This window comes from Hydrogenophaga sp. (assembly GCF_051858985.1).
Taxonomy (GTDB): Bacteria; Pseudomonadota; Gammaproteobacteria; order Burkholderiales; family Burkholderiaceae_C; genus Hydrogenophaga.
In genome coordinates this window covers 912,104-928,838 of the sequence record NZ_JBHYGM010000002.1, presented here as the reverse complement: position 1 = coordinate 928,838, position 16,735 = coordinate 912,104, and the positions used below count along the sequence as shown (strand labels likewise).

Annotated in this window: 16 protein-coding genes; 6 read left to right on the top strand and 10 right to left on the bottom strand. The window is 61.9% G+C overall.

Annotated features, from left to right (window positions below; all coding sequences use genetic code 11):
* Positions 1 to 2 precede the first annotated feature (2 nt).
* Entirely contained in the window at positions 3 to 1,166 is a 1,164-nt protein-coding gene (locus ACTIEY_RS10805; RefSeq protein ID WP_439519103.1) for a hypothetical protein, read from the top strand.
* Here ACTIEY_RS10805 and ACTIEY_RS10800 read toward each other — a convergent pair.
* Both ACTIEY_RS10800 and pobA read right to left on the bottom strand, forming a co-directional pair.
* Positions 1,132 to 2,085, bottom strand: a complete 954-nt coding sequence (locus ACTIEY_RS10800; protein ID WP_439519102.1) for a CoA transferase — start codon at positions 2,083 to 2,085, stop codon at positions 1,132 to 1,134. The genes ACTIEY_RS10805 and ACTIEY_RS10800 overlap by 35 nt on opposite strands.
* A 19-nt stretch (positions 2,086 to 2,104) precedes the next feature.
* Positions 2,105 to 3,292: a 4-hydroxybenzoate 3-monooxygenase gene (gene pobA / locus ACTIEY_RS10795; protein ID WP_439519101.1), complete on the bottom strand. Its 1,188-nt coding sequence runs from the start codon at positions 3,290 to 3,292 to the stop codon at positions 2,105 to 2,107.
* A gap of 143 nt (positions 3,293 to 3,435) precedes the next feature.
* Between pobA and ACTIEY_RS10790 the strand changes: the two genes are divergently transcribed.
* Positions 3,436 to 4,218 carry an IclR family transcriptional regulator domain-containing protein gene (locus tag ACTIEY_RS10790; protein ID WP_439519100.1) on the top strand — a complete coding sequence of 261 codons (783 nt, stop codon included), beginning with the start codon at positions 3,436 to 3,438 and terminating at the stop codon, positions 4,216 to 4,218.
* Between the two features lie 5 nt (positions 4,219 to 4,223).
* Here ACTIEY_RS10790 and ACTIEY_RS10785 read toward each other — a convergent pair whose 3' ends face one another.
* The 5 genes from ACTIEY_RS10785 to ACTIEY_RS10765 form a co-directional block, all read right to left on the bottom strand.
* Positions 4,224 to 4,940, bottom strand: coding sequence for an ABC transporter ATP-binding protein (locus ACTIEY_RS10785; protein ID WP_439519099.1), 717 nt, complete (start codon positions 4,938 to 4,940; stop codon positions 4,224 to 4,226).
* The gene (locus ACTIEY_RS10780) at positions 4,937 to 5,701 is read right to left on the bottom strand and encodes an ABC transporter ATP-binding protein (RefSeq protein WP_439519098.1); all 765 of its coding nucleotides are present in this window, start codon (positions 5,699 to 5,701) and stop codon (positions 4,937 to 4,939) included. Before ACTIEY_RS10780 ends, ACTIEY_RS10785 begins: the two co-directional genes overlap by 4 nt.
* The gene (locus ACTIEY_RS10775; RefSeq protein ID WP_439519097.1) at positions 5,698 to 6,690 is read right to left on the bottom strand and encodes a branched-chain amino acid ABC transporter permease; all 993 of its coding nucleotides are present in this window, start codon (positions 6,688 to 6,690) and stop codon (positions 5,698 to 5,700) included. The genes ACTIEY_RS10780 and ACTIEY_RS10775 overlap by 4 nt, the downstream gene beginning before the upstream one ends.
* Positions 6,687 to 7,550: a branched-chain amino acid ABC transporter permease gene (locus ACTIEY_RS10770; protein ID WP_439519096.1), complete on the bottom strand. Its 864-nt coding sequence runs from the start codon at positions 7,548 to 7,550 to the stop codon at positions 6,687 to 6,689. Before ACTIEY_RS10770 ends, ACTIEY_RS10775 begins: the two co-directional genes overlap by 4 nt.
* Before the next feature lie 100 nt (positions 7,551 to 7,650).
* Positions 7,651 to 8,838 (bottom strand): ABC transporter substrate-binding protein, encoded by a 1,188-nt coding sequence (locus ACTIEY_RS10765; RefSeq protein ID WP_439519095.1) that lies wholly within the window; start codon positions 8,836 to 8,838, stop codon positions 7,651 to 7,653.
* Positions 8,839 to 9,141: 303 nt separating this feature from the next.
* On the opposite strand from ACTIEY_RS10765, the gene ACTIEY_RS10760 reads away from it, so the two are divergent.
* The 3 genes from ACTIEY_RS10760 to ACTIEY_RS10750 all read left to right on the top strand — a co-directional run bounded on the left by ACTIEY_RS10760 (position 9,142) and on the right by ACTIEY_RS10750 (position 12,195).
* Entirely contained in the window at positions 9,142 to 10,104 is a 963-nt protein-coding gene (locus ACTIEY_RS10760) for a Bug family tripartite tricarboxylate transporter substrate binding protein (RefSeq protein ID WP_439519094.1), read from the top strand.
* Between the two features lie 30 nt (positions 10,105 to 10,134).
* Complete coding sequence (locus tag ACTIEY_RS10755; protein ID WP_439519093.1) at positions 10,135 to 11,427, top strand: phospholipase D-like domain-containing protein; 1,293 nt, start codon at positions 10,135 to 10,137, stop codon at positions 11,425 to 11,427.
* Between the two features lie 420 nt (positions 11,428 to 11,847).
* Complete coding sequence (locus ACTIEY_RS10750; protein ID WP_439519092.1) at positions 11,848 to 12,195, top strand: hypothetical protein; 348 nt, start codon at positions 11,848 to 11,850, stop codon at positions 12,193 to 12,195.
* Between the two features lie 278 nt (positions 12,196 to 12,473).
* Here the strand turns inward: ACTIEY_RS10750 and ACTIEY_RS10745 are convergent, their stop codons facing one another.
* Complete coding sequence (locus ACTIEY_RS10745) at positions 12,474 to 12,887, bottom strand: response regulator (RefSeq protein WP_439519091.1); 414 nt, start codon at positions 12,885 to 12,887, stop codon at positions 12,474 to 12,476.
* A gap of 112 nt (positions 12,888 to 12,999) precedes the next feature.
* On the opposite strand from ACTIEY_RS10745, the gene ACTIEY_RS10740 reads away from it, so the two are divergent.
* The gene (locus ACTIEY_RS10740) at positions 13,000 to 14,850 is read left to right on the top strand and encodes a sensor histidine kinase (protein ID WP_439519090.1); all 1,851 of its coding nucleotides are present in this window, start codon (positions 13,000 to 13,002) and stop codon (positions 14,848 to 14,850) included.
* Positions 14,851 to 15,047: 197 nt separating this feature from the next.
* On the opposite strand, the gene ACTIEY_RS10735 is transcribed toward ACTIEY_RS10740, so the two are convergent.
* Together ACTIEY_RS10735 and ACTIEY_RS10730 are read right to left on the bottom strand one after the other, a co-directional pair.
* Positions 15,048 to 15,785, bottom strand: a complete 738-nt coding sequence (locus ACTIEY_RS10735) for a hypothetical protein (RefSeq protein WP_439519089.1) — start codon at positions 15,783 to 15,785, stop codon at positions 15,048 to 15,050.
* A gap of 354 nt (positions 15,786 to 16,139) precedes the next feature.
* Positions 16,140 to 16,733 carry a hypothetical protein gene (locus tag ACTIEY_RS10730; RefSeq protein WP_439519088.1) on the bottom strand — a complete coding sequence of 198 codons (594 nt, stop codon included), beginning with the start codon at positions 16,731 to 16,733 and terminating at the stop codon, positions 16,140 to 16,142.
* Positions 16,734 to 16,735 lie beyond the last annotated feature (2 nt).

Here is a 16,735-nt window from a genome sequence, read left to right as displayed (position 1 = left end):
ACATGACCACACTTCGCAAAACATCGCCTGGAAACGCGCTGTGTCTCGGCGCGATTCTGGCGGGCGTCTTGATCTATCTGGGCTATGCCCTCTATATCGACTGGACCATCGGGGGAAATTCGTGGAAGCAGGGCGACTGGCTGATCCACGGCCTGGGCGAACCGGTGCGGCGCGGTCCTTTCGGTAGTGCCTTGCTGACGTTGTCGGATGCCTTGGGTACCAGTCCTCTCGCGGTGCTGCTTGTTTTTCAGGGCCTGGTCATTGCCCTGATCTTCGGCGTGGTGGGTGCGGCCGCAATCAGGCTCGGTGCTCCGGTGAAACTGCTGGTTCTCCTGCTCTCGCCCGCGTTCGTGGTCTTGTTCTGGTTCAACGATCCGCAGGGCTCGGTGCGCAAGGAAATGCTGGCGTACCTGGCGTTTCTTCCGCTCATTCTGGCGTCAATGTCCGGCCGAGGGCGCCATCTGGCACTCGCCCTTTCTATGGTGGCGTACGGCCTGGCCGTCGTCGCGCACGAAGGCAATGTGTTCTTCCTGCCGTTCCTGTGGCTGGCCATGTGGCTCGTGATGCCTTCGCACACCCCTCTTGCCGCGCGCCTCGCCATCCTTTCGGTGCCTGGCCTGCTGGCGTTCGCCGCTGGGGTCTACGCCGTTCTTCACCCCAACGTGCCCGACACGAGGCTGATCTGTACGCACCTGATGCAGAGAGGCTTGGACCTGTCGATCTGCGACGGTGCCATTGCCTACATGGAAACCACACCGGGTGAGGGTCGGATGCACCCCGGACGCTTGTTGTCCACGCATTTCAGAAACTTCCTGCTGCTCTACGCCGCCTGCCTGGTGTCCTTTCGCCTGCTGTTCCAGGGTGCGCGCCATCCCGATGCCTGGTTTGCGGCGGTCCTGGTGTCAGGTCTGGCGTTCGTTCCGATGTACTTGCTGGCCGGGGACTATGGCCGTTGGCTCAACTTTCACATCAGTGCGCTCGTCCTGGTCCTGCTCGTGTATTTTTCAGAGCGGAGGCCCGACTGGCTTTACGAAGCTCCCCGCAGGCTGGACGTCGCCTGCGTCCTCGCGCTGCAGTTGCTGGTCGTGGGCATTTCCCACTCCCCTGGCGAACTGATCGATGGTTTCGTCGTCAAGCTCGCACGAGGGATGGCGTCCCTGCTCTGACGGTGTGCGCCAGCGTGTGCAACGGGATGTCGTGCTCCACAGCCAGCCGATCCAGCTGCGCCCGCGTGCGGCCCTGAAAGAAGCTGGCGATGGCCTCATGGGCATTGGGCTCGAACATCGTCAAAGGTCCTGACATCTCGAACGCGGCGGCCTTGCACAAGGCCTTGGCGAAGTGGGGCTCCAGCGCCGCAACGGCCACACGTCCATCGCGGCAGGGGTAGACACGGTACCCGGCGTGAGCGCCGCCCACCGCGCCCTGGGGTTGCGTGAGACCCCATGTCCGGGGCAGGGCAAGCCAGTTCGCTGCTTCTGACAGGGCCACTTCATGGAAGGAGCCTTTGCCCGTCGTCTTCAACGTCAGGACGGCGCGCAGCACCGCTTCGCTGGCCATGAGCGCGCCGCCCATGTCGGCGAACAGCGTCGCGGGCAGGTCCAACCCGGTGACGAGCCCTGCGTCAGCCAGGTAGGTGAGGTCGTGTCCGGGCTCTTCCGCACGATCGGCAGGCGCGCCGACGATGGCCACGACAGAGAGCGCGGGGTAGCGCACTTTGAGCGAATTCCAGCCCAGGCCCAGTTTGAGCAAGGCTGAGGGGCGGAAAGATGTCAGCAGCACGTCGGTCCGTGCCAGTTCCTTGTGAAGCCTGGCCTGGCCGCTCTCCGACTTCAGGTCCCAGCTGACCACTTTGACGCCGTCGTGGAGGGTGGCGTACGCGGCGGCGTTGTATTGGCCCATGGGATCGCCCGATGTGCCCGCGGCGGCGCCTTTCGGCGCGGGTGGCTCGGCCTTGAGGCAGGTCGCCCCCATGGCCCGCACACGCATGAGCGCGGCAGGGCCCGGCAGGTTGAGCGCGAGGCTGAGCACGCGCACGCCGCGCAGCGGACGAGGGGATCTGGAAGTGGGGCGGGCAGGGGGTGTCATGCGCCCCACTGTAAGCGCTTCAGCCCTCGCCGAAGTTCAGTGGCAACCCGACGTAGTTTTCGGCAATCGTGCGCCGGCCGTGTTCGGAATGGATGAGGTAGTCGAGCTCTGCCTGCTGCAGCTTGGCAACGATCGGCCCGTCTTCAGGGAAGTTGTGCATGATGCCTGTGAACCACCAGGAGAAGCGCTCGGCTCGCCAGATGCGCTTGAGGCAACGTTCAGAGTACCCGTCGATGCCGGCCTCGCTGCGCTCCTGGTAGAACTCGGTGATGGCGTTGGACAGGTACTTCACATCCGTGGCTGCCAGGTTCAAACCTTTCGCGCCGGTCGGCGGCACGATGTGTCCCGCGTCACCCGCCAGGAACATGCGTCCGAAGCGCAGCGGCTCGGTGACGAAGCTGCGCAACGGCGCAATGCTTTTCTCCAGGCTCGGACCTGTCACCAGATTCGATGCGGCTTCAGGGTCCAGGCGCAGGCGCAGCTCATCCCAGAAGGCGTCGTCGGACCAGGCTTCCACCTTGTCGGTGAGCGGAACCTGCAGGTAGTAGCGGCTGCGGGTGTGGCTGCGCTGCGAGCACAGTGCAAAGCCCCGTTCGCTGCGCACATAGATCAGCTCGTGGTGCACCGGTGGCGTGTCGGCCAGCATGCCCAGCCAGCCAAAGGGGTAGACCTTCTCGAATTCCCGGATGGCGCCGCGGGGCACGCTCGCGCGGCACACGCCATGGAACCCGTCGCAGCCGGCGATGAAATCGCATTCGATCGTGTGCGCCTGCCCGTCCTTCTCGTAGGTGACGCGTGGCTGAGCGGTGTCGAAATCGTGCACCTGCACGTTGGCGGCCTCATAGACGGTGGTGCGGCCCACCTTCTGGCGCGCCTCCATCAGGTCGCGGGTCACTTCCGTCTGGCCATAGACGGTCACGCGCTTGCCCCCGGTCAGGGCTTCCAGATCGATGCGGTGGCGCTGGCCATCGAACAGCATGTCGAAGCCACCGTGAGGCAGGCCTTCCTTGAGCATGCGCTCGCCCACCCCCACCTCCTGCATCAGGTCGGTCGTCACTTGCTCCAGCACGCCGGCCCGGATACGCCCGAGCACGTACTCGCCGCTCTGCCGTTCGAGAATGATGTTGTCGATACCTGCCTGATGCAGCAACTGACCGAGCAACAGGCCGGACGGGCCTGCGCCAATGATGGCGACCTGGGTGCGCATGGGTTGTCTCCTGTGGATGAATCGCCCTCGAGAATAGGAAGCCGCACCGCCGGGCGCCATGGCGTGCGCGGACCATTGCGCGGTGATCGGACCGATTGCGCGATCATCGCGCAATATGGGGCGCCGCTGGCATAATCCGTCCCATGAACACCGCCCAACCGGCCATTGCCAAAGCCGATTTCATTGAAGGCATGGCCAAGGGCATGGCCGTGCTTGAAAGCTTCGACACCGAGCGGCAGCGCCTGAACGCCACGCAGGCGGCAGAACGAGCCGGCCTGACGCGCGCAGCAGCGCGCCGGCACCTGCTCACATTGGCGCACCTGGGTTATCTGGAGTCCGACGGCAGCCACTACTGGCTCTCGCCCAAGGTGCTGCGCTTCTCGGGCAGCTACCTCGCTTCGGCCCGCTTGCCCCGGTTGTTGCAACCCACGCTCAATCGACTCGCCGCGCTCACCCGGGAATCGTTCTCGGCCGCGGTGCTCGACGGCGACGAGGTGGTGATCGTCGCGCGCAACGTGTCCATTGGAGGTCAGCGTTTGATGGCGTATGGGCTGCACCTGGGTGCTCGCCTGCCTGCGCATGCCACGTCCACCGGTCGCGTGCTGCTGGCGGCGATGTCCAGGCCGGCGTTCAACGCGTGGCTCAAAGGTCGTGAGCTGCCACGCCTGACACCGCGCACCACGGTGGAACACAAGGCCTTTCGCGACATCGTCGGGCGCGTGCGCGAGGACGATCTGTGCGTGGCCCAGGAGGAGCACGAGCTGGGCGTGCACGCGCTGGCCGTTCCGCTTCGAAACATGCAAGGTCGCACGGTGGCTGCGCTCAATGTGGTGGCTTCGCCGGAGCGACTTGAACTGGCCGCACTCCAGAAGGATTTGCTGCCATTGCTGCTGGATGCGGCGCGCGAACTGCGGCCGCTGCTCTGAGGCCTTCAGACGCCCAGATGCTGCTCCAGCAGCTCTGGCTGCGCATGCAGCTGCGCCGACGTGCCTTCGAACACCACCTGTCCCTTGACCAGGATCACGTTGCGGTCGGTGATCTGGGTGACGTGTTTCCAGTTCTTGTCCACGATGACGCTGCTGATGCCGCTCTCCCGGATGAGGCCGCAGATGCGCCAGATTTCGCGCGCGATCAACGGCGCGAGGCCCTCGGTGGCTTCGTCCAGGATCAACAGGTCGGGGTTGGTCATGAGCGCGCGGCCGATCGTGAGCATCTGCTGTTCGCCACCGCTGAGCTGCTGGCCGCCGTGGTTCAGGCGCTCGGCAAGTCGCGGAAAGGTTTCCAGCACGCGTTCGTAGGTCCAGTCGCGCTGCCCCCGCGTGCCGGGCCGAGCCGACATCACCAGGTTCTCGCGCACGCTCAGGTTGCCGAAAATGCCGCGGCCTTCTGGCACGTAGGCCAGTCCCTGGCGTGCGATCTCGAAGGTGGCTGCACCAGTCATGTCACGCCCTTTCACCTGGACCTGGCCGCCACTGGGCTTGACGATGCCCATCAGCGACTTCAGCAGCGTGGTCTTGCCCATGCCGTTGCGGCCCATGAGCCCGATGGTCTGGCCCTTGCCCACGCTGAAATCGACCCCCCGCAGGATGTGACTGGCGCCATAGTGGGTGTGCAGCGCGCGTGCCTCGATCAGGTTCTCTGCGCTCATGCGTGCTCCTCGCCGAGGTAGGCGGCCTGCACGGCGGCATCTGCACGCACCTGTGCCGGGGTGCCACTGGCGATCACCTGGCCGTTGACCATCACCGTGAGCTGGTCCGCCAGCGTGAACACCGCGTCCATGTCGTGCTCCACGAGCATCATGGCGTGGTCCTTCTTGATCTTCTGCAGCAGCGCCACCATGCTCTCGGCCTCGGCCTGGCCCATGCCGGCCAGAGGCTCGTCGAGCAGCAGCACCGTGGGCTCGGTGGCGAGTGTCATGGCGATTTCGAGCTGCCGTTGTTCACCGTGGCTCACGGTGCCTGCCACGGTGTGAGCGCGTGCGGTGAGGCCGGCCAGCTCCAGTGCCCGTTCGCAGCGCTCGTTGACCGCCTTCATCGTGCTGGCGGCCGACAGCCACCGCGCAGGATTCCAAGCGCCGTGCCGCTCGCGGGATTGCGCGGCCAGGCGGACGTTGTCCCAGACGGTGAAGGGCAGGAAGATGTTGGTCTTCTGGTAGCTGCGTCCCAGGCCCAGGCGCGAAATGCATTCGGGGCTGAGTCCGGAGATCTGTGTGCCGTTGAGCTGGATGCGTCCGGAGGTGGGCGGGAGATCGCCCGAAAGCAAGTTGGTCAAGGTGGATTTGCCGGCGCCGTTGGGGCCGATCACCGCATGGATGCGATCGCGGAAAAGATCCACCGACACGTCGTTCACGGCAGCGAGCCCGCCAAACCGTTTGGTGAGGTTCTGTGCGTTCAGGAGAAGTTCGCTCATGACCCGCTCCGTTTACCGGAGATCCTGTGCACGATCCCCAGCAGACCACGGGGCGCGAACACGACCACCAGGACGATGAAACCCCCCATGAGCAGTTGCCAGTGTTTGGTGAGGTCCTTGAAGAAGTGCATCACGTATTCGAAGGCGAACGCGCCCACGATGGCGCCGGCAAAATTGCCCATGCCGCCCAGGATCACCATCATGATGGCGTGCGCGCTCATGTGGAATCCCATGAGCTCCGGATTCACATAGCCGGTCTGTGCTGCCCAGAGGAAGCCCGCCACGCCGGCGAGCGCGCCCGCCAGCGTGAAGGCTGTGAGCTTGTAGCTAAAGGTGCCATAGCCGACGGCGCGCATCCGGTGTTCGTTCACACGAATGCCCGCGAGCACCCGGCCAAAGGGTGAAAACAGCAGGCGACGCAGGAAGGCGTAGACCAGCACCAGCACCAGCAGCGTGAAGTAATAGAAGGTGGTCTTGTTCTCGAGGTCGATGCCGGTCCAGCCGAAGAGGGAAGCGTCGGGGCGGAAGTTCACGTACAGGCCATCGGACCCGCCCAGTGCCTTGTTGTCGAAGAAGAGGAAGAACACCATCTGCGCGAAGGCCATGGTGACCATGATGAAGTAGATGCCGTGCGTGCGCACCACGAAGAAGCCGATCACCAGCGCCGCCAGGCCTGCGGCCAGCGCAGCAGCCGGCAGCGACCACCAGAGGCTGATGGGCACGTCGGCGGGCGTGAGGAAGGCCAGTGCGTAACCCGCGAGTCCGAAATAGGCTGCATGACCCAGCGAGACGAGACCCGTGACACCCTGCAGCAGATCCAGGCTCATGGCGAAGATGGCCAGGATCATCATCTGCGAGAGCATCTGCAGGTAGAAGTCGGTGCCATCGATGGGCACGAACGGGAAGGCTGCCAAAGCGAAAGCACCCAGCAGAAGGATGAGCTGGATGCTGCGCGGCAGTTTTTCGAGTTGGGCTTTCGGAGCGCTCATTGTTTGAAGAGCCCTTCGGGCTTGTAGAGCAGCACGACGGCCATGAGCATGTAGACGGCCATGCCGGCGATCTGCGGCGCCAGCACCTTGCCGAGCGTGTCCACCAGGCCCACGAGCAGGGCAGCCACCAGGGCGCCCCGCACCGAACCGATGCCGCCGATGACCACCACCACGAAGCACATGATCAGCACCGAGCTGCCCATGCCGGGGTAGACGCTGGAGATGGGCGAGGCGATCATGCCGGCGATGGCGGCCAGCGCCACGCCCAGTGCGAACACCACGCCATGAATGAGGCGGATGTTGATGCCGAGCGATTCGGTCATTTCACGGTTGAACGCCCCGGCACGGATCTTCATGCCCAGGCGCGTTTTCGAGATCAACAGGTAAAGGCCCAGGGCGAGCGCAATGCACACGCCCGACATCACCAGCCGGTACACGGGATAGGAGAGGTTGTCGGTGAGCGGGATCGACCAGTTGAGCATCTCGGGCACCTGAACCGAGTGCACGTCGTCACCCCACAGGATCGACCGGACTTCTTCAAAGATGTAGATAAGGCCGAAGGTCAGCAGAACCTGGTCCAGGTGATCGCGGTGGTAGAAGTGCCGGAACAGCAGCCACTCGAGCAGCCAGCCAAACACCACCGCAAGGAGGGTGCCCAGCACGATGGCCAGCACCAGGCTCTCCAGTTGGCCCGCGAGAAACCACGCCAGGTAAGCGCCCAGCATGTAGAAGCTGCCGTGTGCCAGGTTGACCACGCCCATGATGCCGAAGATCAGCGTGAGCCCGGCGGCCAGCATGAACAGCAACAGGCCGTACTGCAAGCTGTTGAGCAACTGGATCAGGAAATTGGCGAAATCCATGGGACGGAATGCGGGGGAAGGGCAGAAGAGACGAGCAAAAAACAGACCAGCGCCTCAGGGGCGCCGGTTTGCTGGTCAGTCAGATGACGCGGGGGTTCGATCAGCCCATGCGGCAGCCGGCGGCGGAGTCGGCCACTGCCTTCTGCGCAATGCCGATCACCTTGTTTTCCTTGTTTTCCACCTTGCGCAGGTACATGTCCTGCACCGGGTTGTGCGCCTTGCTCATGGTCCATTTGCCGCGCGGGCTGTCAATCACGGCGCCTTCCATGGCGGCGTACAGCGGCTTCTTGTTGTTGAGATCGCCCTTGACGGCGTTGGCGCCCTTGATCAGGAGCAGGCCCGCGTCGTAACCCTGCACCGCGTACACGTCGGGCTGCAGGCGGAACGCCTTGGCGTATTCCAGCCGGAATTGCTTGTCGCGTGGCGTGTTGAGCGAGTCACCATAGTGCATGGTCGTGAGCACACCATCGGCCGCAGGTCCTGCGGCTTCGAGCACGCCTTCGGTGAGGAAGCCCGAACCGTAGAGCTGGATGGACTTGTTCAAGCCCGCAGCGGCGAAATCGCTCATGAACTTGGCCGCACCGCCACCCGCAAAGAAGCAGGCCACGGCGTCGGGCTTGAGCGAGGCGATTTCTGTCAGCAGGGCCTGGAATTCCACGTTGGGGAAGGGCAGGCCGAGCTTCTTGACGATGGTGCCACCTGCGGCGGTGTAGCTCTGCTCGAAGCCTTCAAAGGCTTCGTCACCGGCGGCGTAGTTCCAGGTGATCCACACGGCCTTCTTGTGGCCGCGGTCGACCATCGCCTTGCCGAGTGCCAGCGTCGGCTGGGAGTTGGTGAACGAGGTGCGGAACACGTTGGGCGCGCACTGGGCGCGGGTGGCCACGTGCACGCCGGCGTTGGGGATGAGGTTGAGCACACCGGTGTCGCGAGCGACTTTGTGGATGCCCATCTGCACGCCGGAGTGCACGGTGCCCACCAGCACATCGACCTTGTCGCGCTGAACCAGGCGGGTGGCGTTCTCGATGCCCTTGGCCGGGTTGGATTCGTCGTCGACCTTGAAATACTCGATTTCGCGGCCGCCCAGCTTGCCGCCCTGCTCGTTCACGGCCATGCGGAAGCCGTTCTCGATGGCCACGCCGAGCTGCGCGAAAGTGCCGGTGTAGGGGAGCATGAAGCCGACGCGGACCTTGTCCGACTGTGCGCGAACGATTTGCGGCAGCAACAGGCCTGTGGAGGCGGCGCCAATCACGGCGGCGCTGCGGGTCAGGACGAGTCGGCGGGTGGTCATGGTGGGATCTCCTGTGGATGGTTTGCCGGGATGCGGTTCACTGTAGACGGCAGGGCGGTCGTTGGCGATACAGAATTACCCGTACTTTAGGCCTGAACAATTTAAAAGTGAATTTAGACCGACCTGACACGATGGCATGAGCAATAGTGCATCCGGCTGGCCTGCAATATATTGCATATTGGCAATCGCGAAGTCCGGGAAAACCCTCGATACCTTCCGACATGCGCGTAAGTGGTCTTACCAATGAATGTTTGGTTGGTTGGATCCTATGATGAGGAAACACAATCACCAGGAGACCTCATCATGCTCAATCGCCGCCACGTTCTTTCGCTGGCCACGCTGGCTCCCTTCGCCGCCCAGGTGGCTGCTCAGGACAACTGGCCACAGCGCCCCATTCGCATCATCAACCCCGGAGCACCCGGCGGGACCAACGATGTCCTGTCGCGCTACGTCACGGAACCGCTGAGCAAGATCCTGGGCCAGCCGGTCATCATCGAAGCCAAGGCCGGAGCAGGTGGGGCCATCGGCACGCAGTATGTGGCGCAGCAGCCCGCTGATGGCTACACCATCCTCACGCACCACAACGGATTCGTCACCACGCCGCTGGTGCGCAACAACGCAGGCTACGAGTTCAAGGACCTGGTGCCCGTCTCGCTGCAGGGCACATCTCCGCTGCTGCTGATGGCGCACCCGTCCATGCCGGCCACGCTGGCCGAGTTCGTCGGCTTCGCGCGTGCGAACCCCGGCAAACTGGAGTGGGGTACCGCTGCGCTGGGCGGCGTGGGCCATCTGGCCACCGAGGTGTTTCACGACATGGCCGGCATCAAGGACATGGTCAGGATCGCCTTTTCCGGGTCTGCGCCAGCCATCCAGGGCCTGCTCAGCGGACAGGTGAAGTACCTGATGTCGACACCGTCTTCCTCGACCGCCGGGCTCGTCAAGGAAGGGCGCCTGCGATACCTGGGTTTGTCCTACCCGACGCGCTCACCCGCCATGCCCGACCTGCCGAGCATCGCGGAAGCGGTTCCGGGGTTCTCCGCTGACGTCTGGTTTGGTTTTCTGGCCAGGGCGGGCACGCCGACCCCCATCCTCGACAAGCTCGCTGCTGCCATGTCCACGGTGCTGACCCAGCCCGAGGTGGTGGCCCAGTACCAGTCGGTGAACGTGCTGGCCCGACCGGGCCGCAAGGAACTCGGTGACATCCTCCAGCGAGAAAACGCGCTGTGGGGCAAGGTGGTGAAGGAGAAGGGCATCCGCCTGGATTGAAGCGGATGCCGGTCGCGCGATACTCGGTGCATGCGCGACTTCATCTCCCGATACCGCATCGCCTTTGCCGTCCTCGGCTCGGCGGTGGTCACCCTGCTGGCCGTGCTGGCGGTCATGAACTTTTCCAGCGGCGAACCGCACATCGAAAGGCGGCTGGAACGTCTGTACGACGTGGAGGAACCGCGGTTCCGGCAGGAACTCGGCTTGCTCCTGGGCCCGCCCTTCGTCAATGGCAACCGTGTGCAGGTGCTTCGAAACGGGGACGAGATCTTTCCGGCCATGCTCGCGGCCATTCGGTCGGCGCAGCAGACGATCACGTTCGAGTCCTACATCTACTGGTCCGGCGACATCGGGCGCGAATTTGGCGAAGCGCTGGCCGAGCGTGCACGCTCGGGCGTGCGCACCCACGTGCTGCTGGACTGGATCGGCAGCAGCAAGATGGACGAAGCCATCATCCAGACGATGAAGGACGCCGGGGTGCAGGTGCACAAGTTTCATCCGCCACACTGGTACCACCTGCAGCGCATGAACAACCGTACGCACCGCAAGTTGCTGGTGGTCGACGGCAAGCTGGCGTTCACCGGCGGCGTGGGGATTGCCCCCGAATGGACGGGCAATGCGCAGGATCCGGAGCATTGGCGCGATACCCACTTCCAGGTCGAAGGGCCGGTGGTGGCGCAGATGCAGGCCGTGTTCCTCGACAACTGGATCAAGGTCACGGGCGAAGTGCTGCACGGCGCCCCGTATTTCGCGGAACTGGATGACGTCGGGAACAGTGCGGCCCAGATGTTCAGCAGTTCACCCACGGGCGGCGCAGAAAGCATGCAGCTCATGTACCTGCTCTCCATCACGTCGGCCGCACGCACCATCGACCTGTCGGCGTCGTACTTCGTCCCCGACGAGCTCATGCTGGACGCGCTGATCGATGCCATGAAACGGGGCGTGCGTGTGCGCATCGTGGTGCCCGGCGAACACATCGATGCCGAAACCGTGCGCCTGGCCTCCCGCGCCCAGTGGGGGCCGTTGCTGGAGGCGGGCGCCGTGATCGCCGAATACAAGCCCACCATGTACCACTGCAAGGTGATGATCGTGGACAACCAGCTCGTCTCGGTGGGGTCCACCAATTTCGACAACCGGTCCTTTCGCCTCAACGACGAGGCCACGCTGAACATCCTCGATGCCGACTTCGCCAGGGAACAGACCGCCATCTTCGAGGCGGACCTCGCGCTTTCACGGCCGATCAGTCACCAGGAGTGGTTGAACCGCCCCCTGCGTGAGCGGCTGGCTGAGCGGCTCGCGTCGCTGATCGACTCGCAGTTGTAGCGGGGTTGGGGCAAAGGGCAGGCGGGTGGTGGCCCGGAGGGGATTGAACAATGCTAAGAAAGCCGCGTGGGTGCTAGGTTTCCCTTGTTCTGGTTCTCTCCGTTCCCCATCTTGTTCCCCCGTCCGCCTCGAACACTCAGTTGACTCTCTGCAATGTGCCTTTGTGGGCTGGCAGAGGCAACGGGCACTATTTGTCGCCAATTGCTGGAGCGCGACCAACGTTAACTGTATATTAATACAGTGTTCTATGAAGTTATCCCCCTCCGTCGCAACGCGCAGCGCCTGCACCCAAAGGACTGGCCGGCACCCGAGTTCGGTCGCATATCGATGGCCACTTGGCGCCCAGGACGCACTTCGTTCAACAGAACCGTTCGGGTAGCGACGCTGTATCAGCCAGCCGGCTTGCTGCAGCGGCCGGTGATGATCTTGATCGAACCAAAGATTACGCACTTGCCGCTCGATGGTGAGGTGTGGCTGGGCACCGAGATAAAGAGCACGGACGCAGGCATCAACGAGGTTGAACAGGCCTGGCTGGTACGCCATCGAAGTAAGGACGGCCAGCCGCTTCCGACGTTCGACCTGAAGCGCTGGAAAGAGATCAACGCCGCATCGGCCGATCAGCGCGACGTGCCTGTCGGCAAAGGCTGGAGCAAGCCAGGGCAAAAACGCTATGACGAGTCGCTATCGAGCACTGGCGTGTTTACCCCTGTCGAAAAAGATGGGACCGCATCGAACAGTTCAACGGGTGCAAAGCACCACAAGTCTTGAGCCTCCTCAACGGTCCCAGCGAGCCACTGGTCCACATCGGATACTCGATCGGGATCACGCTGCGTTTGTCCTGACGATTGAAGGCACGAGGCACCCTTGTTGCGGTCTAGGTTAGGCCGATGCATGCGGCTCACTAAAAGATGCCAGTTGGCCTGGGTCGCGCCTGTGGAGCGCTGTCCCGGAGCCGGAGGTTTTTACAGGTGGCCTAGCGGTCAGCCTTTCGCATCTGGCGTTGTTCGTCGAAATTACGCGATGCGGTGGTGCGTCGCATTTACAGATTAGGCCGGTGGAAGTAACTCCACCAGTTCCTCTATGGCGAATGGCTTGCGTAAAACATGATCGAAGACCACGTACATTTCCGAATCGCGCAAGGTGCCGGCGTGGCCGGTCATTCCAATTAACAACGGCGCCTCAGGTCCGAGGGCATCCCGAATCCTCATAGCCGCTGTAAGCCCACTCATGCGTGGCATGTCGATGTCAGACAGTACAGCGTCGTAAGCAGCGCCGTCAGCCGTAGCGGCCTCTAAAAGTTGCACTCCGTCGAAAGCAAAAGTGACGTGGAAATGTGCTGCCACCAACCCAAGAAGTGCGCCTAAAACGTCGACTGAGTCGCGATCATCGTCCGCAAGCAGGAGCTGTAATTTTGGGTCCATACCACAAGTTGGGCAAAACGCATGCCTGAGGAGATTCACGCTTGGGACGACTCTTATGACACGTCTTTGACGACGGACCTATTTCGCTAAAAAAGATTCCCGACCAACACGAAAAGTTGACGAAAAATCAGCAAGCGATAAAAATTTGCCGATGCGCCTACGAACAAGTTTGCTGCTGCTTTGCGCCGGAACAGCACTACCGCTGATCATTGCTTCCGCGGTCGCCGCGCTGTACGTCTTTCATCAAGAGCGTGAGACCCTGATTGCGGCCGCGTTGGCAAGAAATCGCGCTGCAATCGAAGCGGTTGACGCGGAGCTTCGAGGCACGATTAACTTGCTGAACTCATTGGCCACTCGCGAAGGGCTGCTTGCGGGCGATGGCGCCAAGTTCCACGAGATGGCTCAGGGCGTTCTTGCAAGCCAACCCCAACTACAGAACCTTGTTTTGACCGCACTGGATGGACGCCAATTGTCGAACGCAAGGCTTCCATGGGGAACGCCGCTTCTGCAAAATGTCGTCGACCATGCGTCTTTTGCTGCTGTCATTGCGTCTGGCCAGCCATCGGTGGGCGATCTCAGTTTCGCGCCGAAGCTTGGGAATGAGGCTGGTGTGGCCGTGCGGGTTGCTGTGATGAATGGTGGTGCTGTCGCGGCCGTGATCACCGCAGTAGTGCGACCCTCAATTTTTCAGAACACATTGGAGCGTCAGGGCATCCCACCGGGTTGGGTGACGGGATTAGTAGGTACTGATGGGCGCTTCATCGCCAGAGTCCCAAGCGTGCAACTCGGAAGCCACGCGTCGCCAAGTTATCTTCAGGCGACTCAAAAGGCGCACGAGGGCTGGTACAGGGGCGTTACCGTCGACGGGTACGATTCATATTCTGCTTTCACAAAGTCGACGCTTACAGGTTGGAGCATCGGGTACGGAATCCCGGCGCAGAGTGTCACCGCCGGCCCTAATCGCACGATGCTGCTACTTTTGTGGGGCCTTTCCGCATCCTTCTTTCTTGCTGCTGCACTGGGTTACTGGTTGCTTCTGCGCATAGCGAGACCCATCGGCATATTGGCGAAAGCGGCTCCCCGCCTTCGCGAAGGCCACCAGCCGCCGCCCACAAACAAGGCTATCCGCGAGTTGGCTGCACTTGCGTTGGCGCTCGATGAGACGGCCAAGTCGATTCGGGAGAAGGACGCCGAATTACTGCGACATAGGGAGGAACTCGCTGCACATGCGGACGTACTCAGCAAGTTGGATGCTGCCAAGACACGTTTTCTGGCCCAAGTTTCGCATGAGCTCCGGGGTCCTCTCGGAACTGTACGCAACGGGATAGAGTTGCTCGACATGGCTCCCGATGCAGCCCAACAAAGAAAGGTACGACTGATGATGCGCCGGCAGGTCGACCTGCTGACACGTTTGGTTGGTGATTTCATCGATATAGGTCGCATCGAAAGAGGTCAACTTGATCTGTCGCTGGCGTCGATGGATCTGCAGTCAATCCTTCAGGACTGCCTAGACGTAGCCAAGGTGGACGCGGATGCGAAGAACCAGATGCTGCTGGTAACGTATGCCGTGGGTAGCTTGGAGATAAAAGGAGATGCGGACCGTCTAACCCAGGTCCTCTGCAATCTGCTTAGCAATGCGGTGAAATACACCCAGGTAGGGGGCTTGATCGCGCTTCGCCTGCTGCGCGAAGGCGATGAGGCAGTTGTTGAAGTGCAGGACAACGGTCAAGGGTTTAGCGAGGTGGACGGCGATCGCATGTTCGAGATGTTTGTTCGCCTTGATGGCTTGAACGGCCCTGTCCATGGAAGCCTAGGGATTGGACTCGCAGTTACAAAAGCAATCGTTCAAATGCATGGTGGCTCGATCACCGCCAGCAGCGATGGCCGGGGCAAGGGAGCACTTTTCGTTGTGCGATTGCCAATCGAAGCGAAAGTCGACGCAACGGCTGCGCGATCCTCCTATGAAGCCCCGACGGAACAAGTTCGATCTCCAAGTGCTTAAGAATCCCATGGGGCGAGGTGTTGCTGGGATGGGAGCAGCATTTGCAAGCTATGCCGTCAGCAACATCACGGGTTTCCGCACGGCGCGTGAATGAATCTCTTCATGGAAATCTGTCACTGACGAGTCGAGCTTGATCTCGAAGAGCTCTAGCCAGCTCTCGCATCATTGGTCTAGTTGCTCCTTTCCAGCCGTTGCGGCTAACCGTGGCCTTGCCTTCCAGGCTCTTCGGCCCGGTGGACTTTTCCCAAGGCTTCCAGCATTTGATGGCCTCGCGTTGCCGCTCCCGTTGCTCCTTCGTCCAAGCCCGTGCCGCCATGTTGCGCCCCTACTAAAAGTTTGGTTGGCTCGTTTCCGTTTTTCTCGTGCGCGCGCGCAGGTGTGCGCGTACTGGTCTCGAAACTCTTCGCAGCCCCGTTATTGACCTGCTGGGGGCCGTTGGAGATGTTGGCTTGCTTGGCAAACACCACGGGCGGGTTTTTGATGTTGGCGAGCGTCTCCAGGGTGTTCCGGCATTGGCTTTGGGCCTTCAGCGCAAGGCGCATGTAGCTCTCAGCGACTTGTGGGTAGGTCCCCATGTTGAGATATGAACGACAAGCCATCTCCGCGAACATCGTATTCAGCGCCACGGCCTGGCTGTAGAGCAGCGTTTCTGAGCTTTGCAGGTTGCCGGCATGCACGTCTTTCATCGTCGCACGAAGAGACTTCACGGCCTGCGTGATGCCAACTTCTCCGTGCATACGCTTCCCAAAGTTCTGCATCAGCATCATGTTCGACACCATCCCGCCGATCGCGACATCCGCATAGAGCTTCTCTCGGTCCAGCGGGTCGCCCTCAATCTCCAGCACGTTGCTCGCCGGGGTTTTTTTGCTGTTCTCAGCGGGTGCTGGAGGTTCCTTCTTGGTGGGCTTCGCCAGCTTCTTACTCGGTGCGTTCATTTGATTTCCTCCGATTGTTTTTCAACGGCGCTCAAGGCAATGGCCGGAAGGAGCCCGAACTTCGCCAGCAGTTGGCCTACCTCGTGCGCGAGATCGACGCAGGAGGCGTGAAACCTTCCTACCCAAGGCATGCCCAGCCCCCGGAGGGTGGAATGCCTCCAGCGCATCGTGGTGAGATGTCCTCGGGTTTCGGCTGAAGAGCCAGCCAGGAACCGAGTCCCCGGTAGCAGTTCGTCATGCTCCTTCATTGCAGGAAGCCCTCGCAGTCACCGCATAGGGTGGCAACATGTATAGGTGTTCAAAAATTGAAGCAACGAGAGAAAAGGCGGGTATTTGCATCGGAACCTCGAAACGCTAGTGTTCATGCGGGGTTGCAGCCGTTTGGCGTCTGCGCGTCTGCTTCAGTTCTTGAACAAGTGGAGAGGCCACTGCTTCAGAAACTGAATCGATAAAACGGGTTGACGCTTCATTTTTTGAACCGATACGCTTCAATTTCTGAAGGCCCAATGTGTTTTTGGTGGTGGCGTGCGCGGCATGGATGGCGGCCTTTGCCTGGCTCAGGTTCGTGAACTGTCGCCACTCATGCGTGGCCGGTGTGGCTTTCACTCCTACCTTGGGATGCTCGAACACCTGTTCATCGGTGAACCGGTACAGGCTGCAGACCTTCTGCCCGAAGGCAATGCCCCCTTGCCGTGTCATGCTGATCAGACCGACCGCCTGCAGGGCTCGGAGGGCCTTGGCGAGCGTTGCCGACGACACCATGCCGTAGTGCTTCATGTCGCCAAGGGTGCAGCTGAGATTGCCGTTGTTCGTGCCCTGCAGCTTGCGGCGCATCGCCAGGTACAGACCCACGCTCGACCAGTCCAGGGCGCGCCAGGCCATTGAGTCGATCAACTCCCAGTAGATGCGAACGTGACCGCCTCGCGGATCGGCTGGCTTCTTCGCCATGG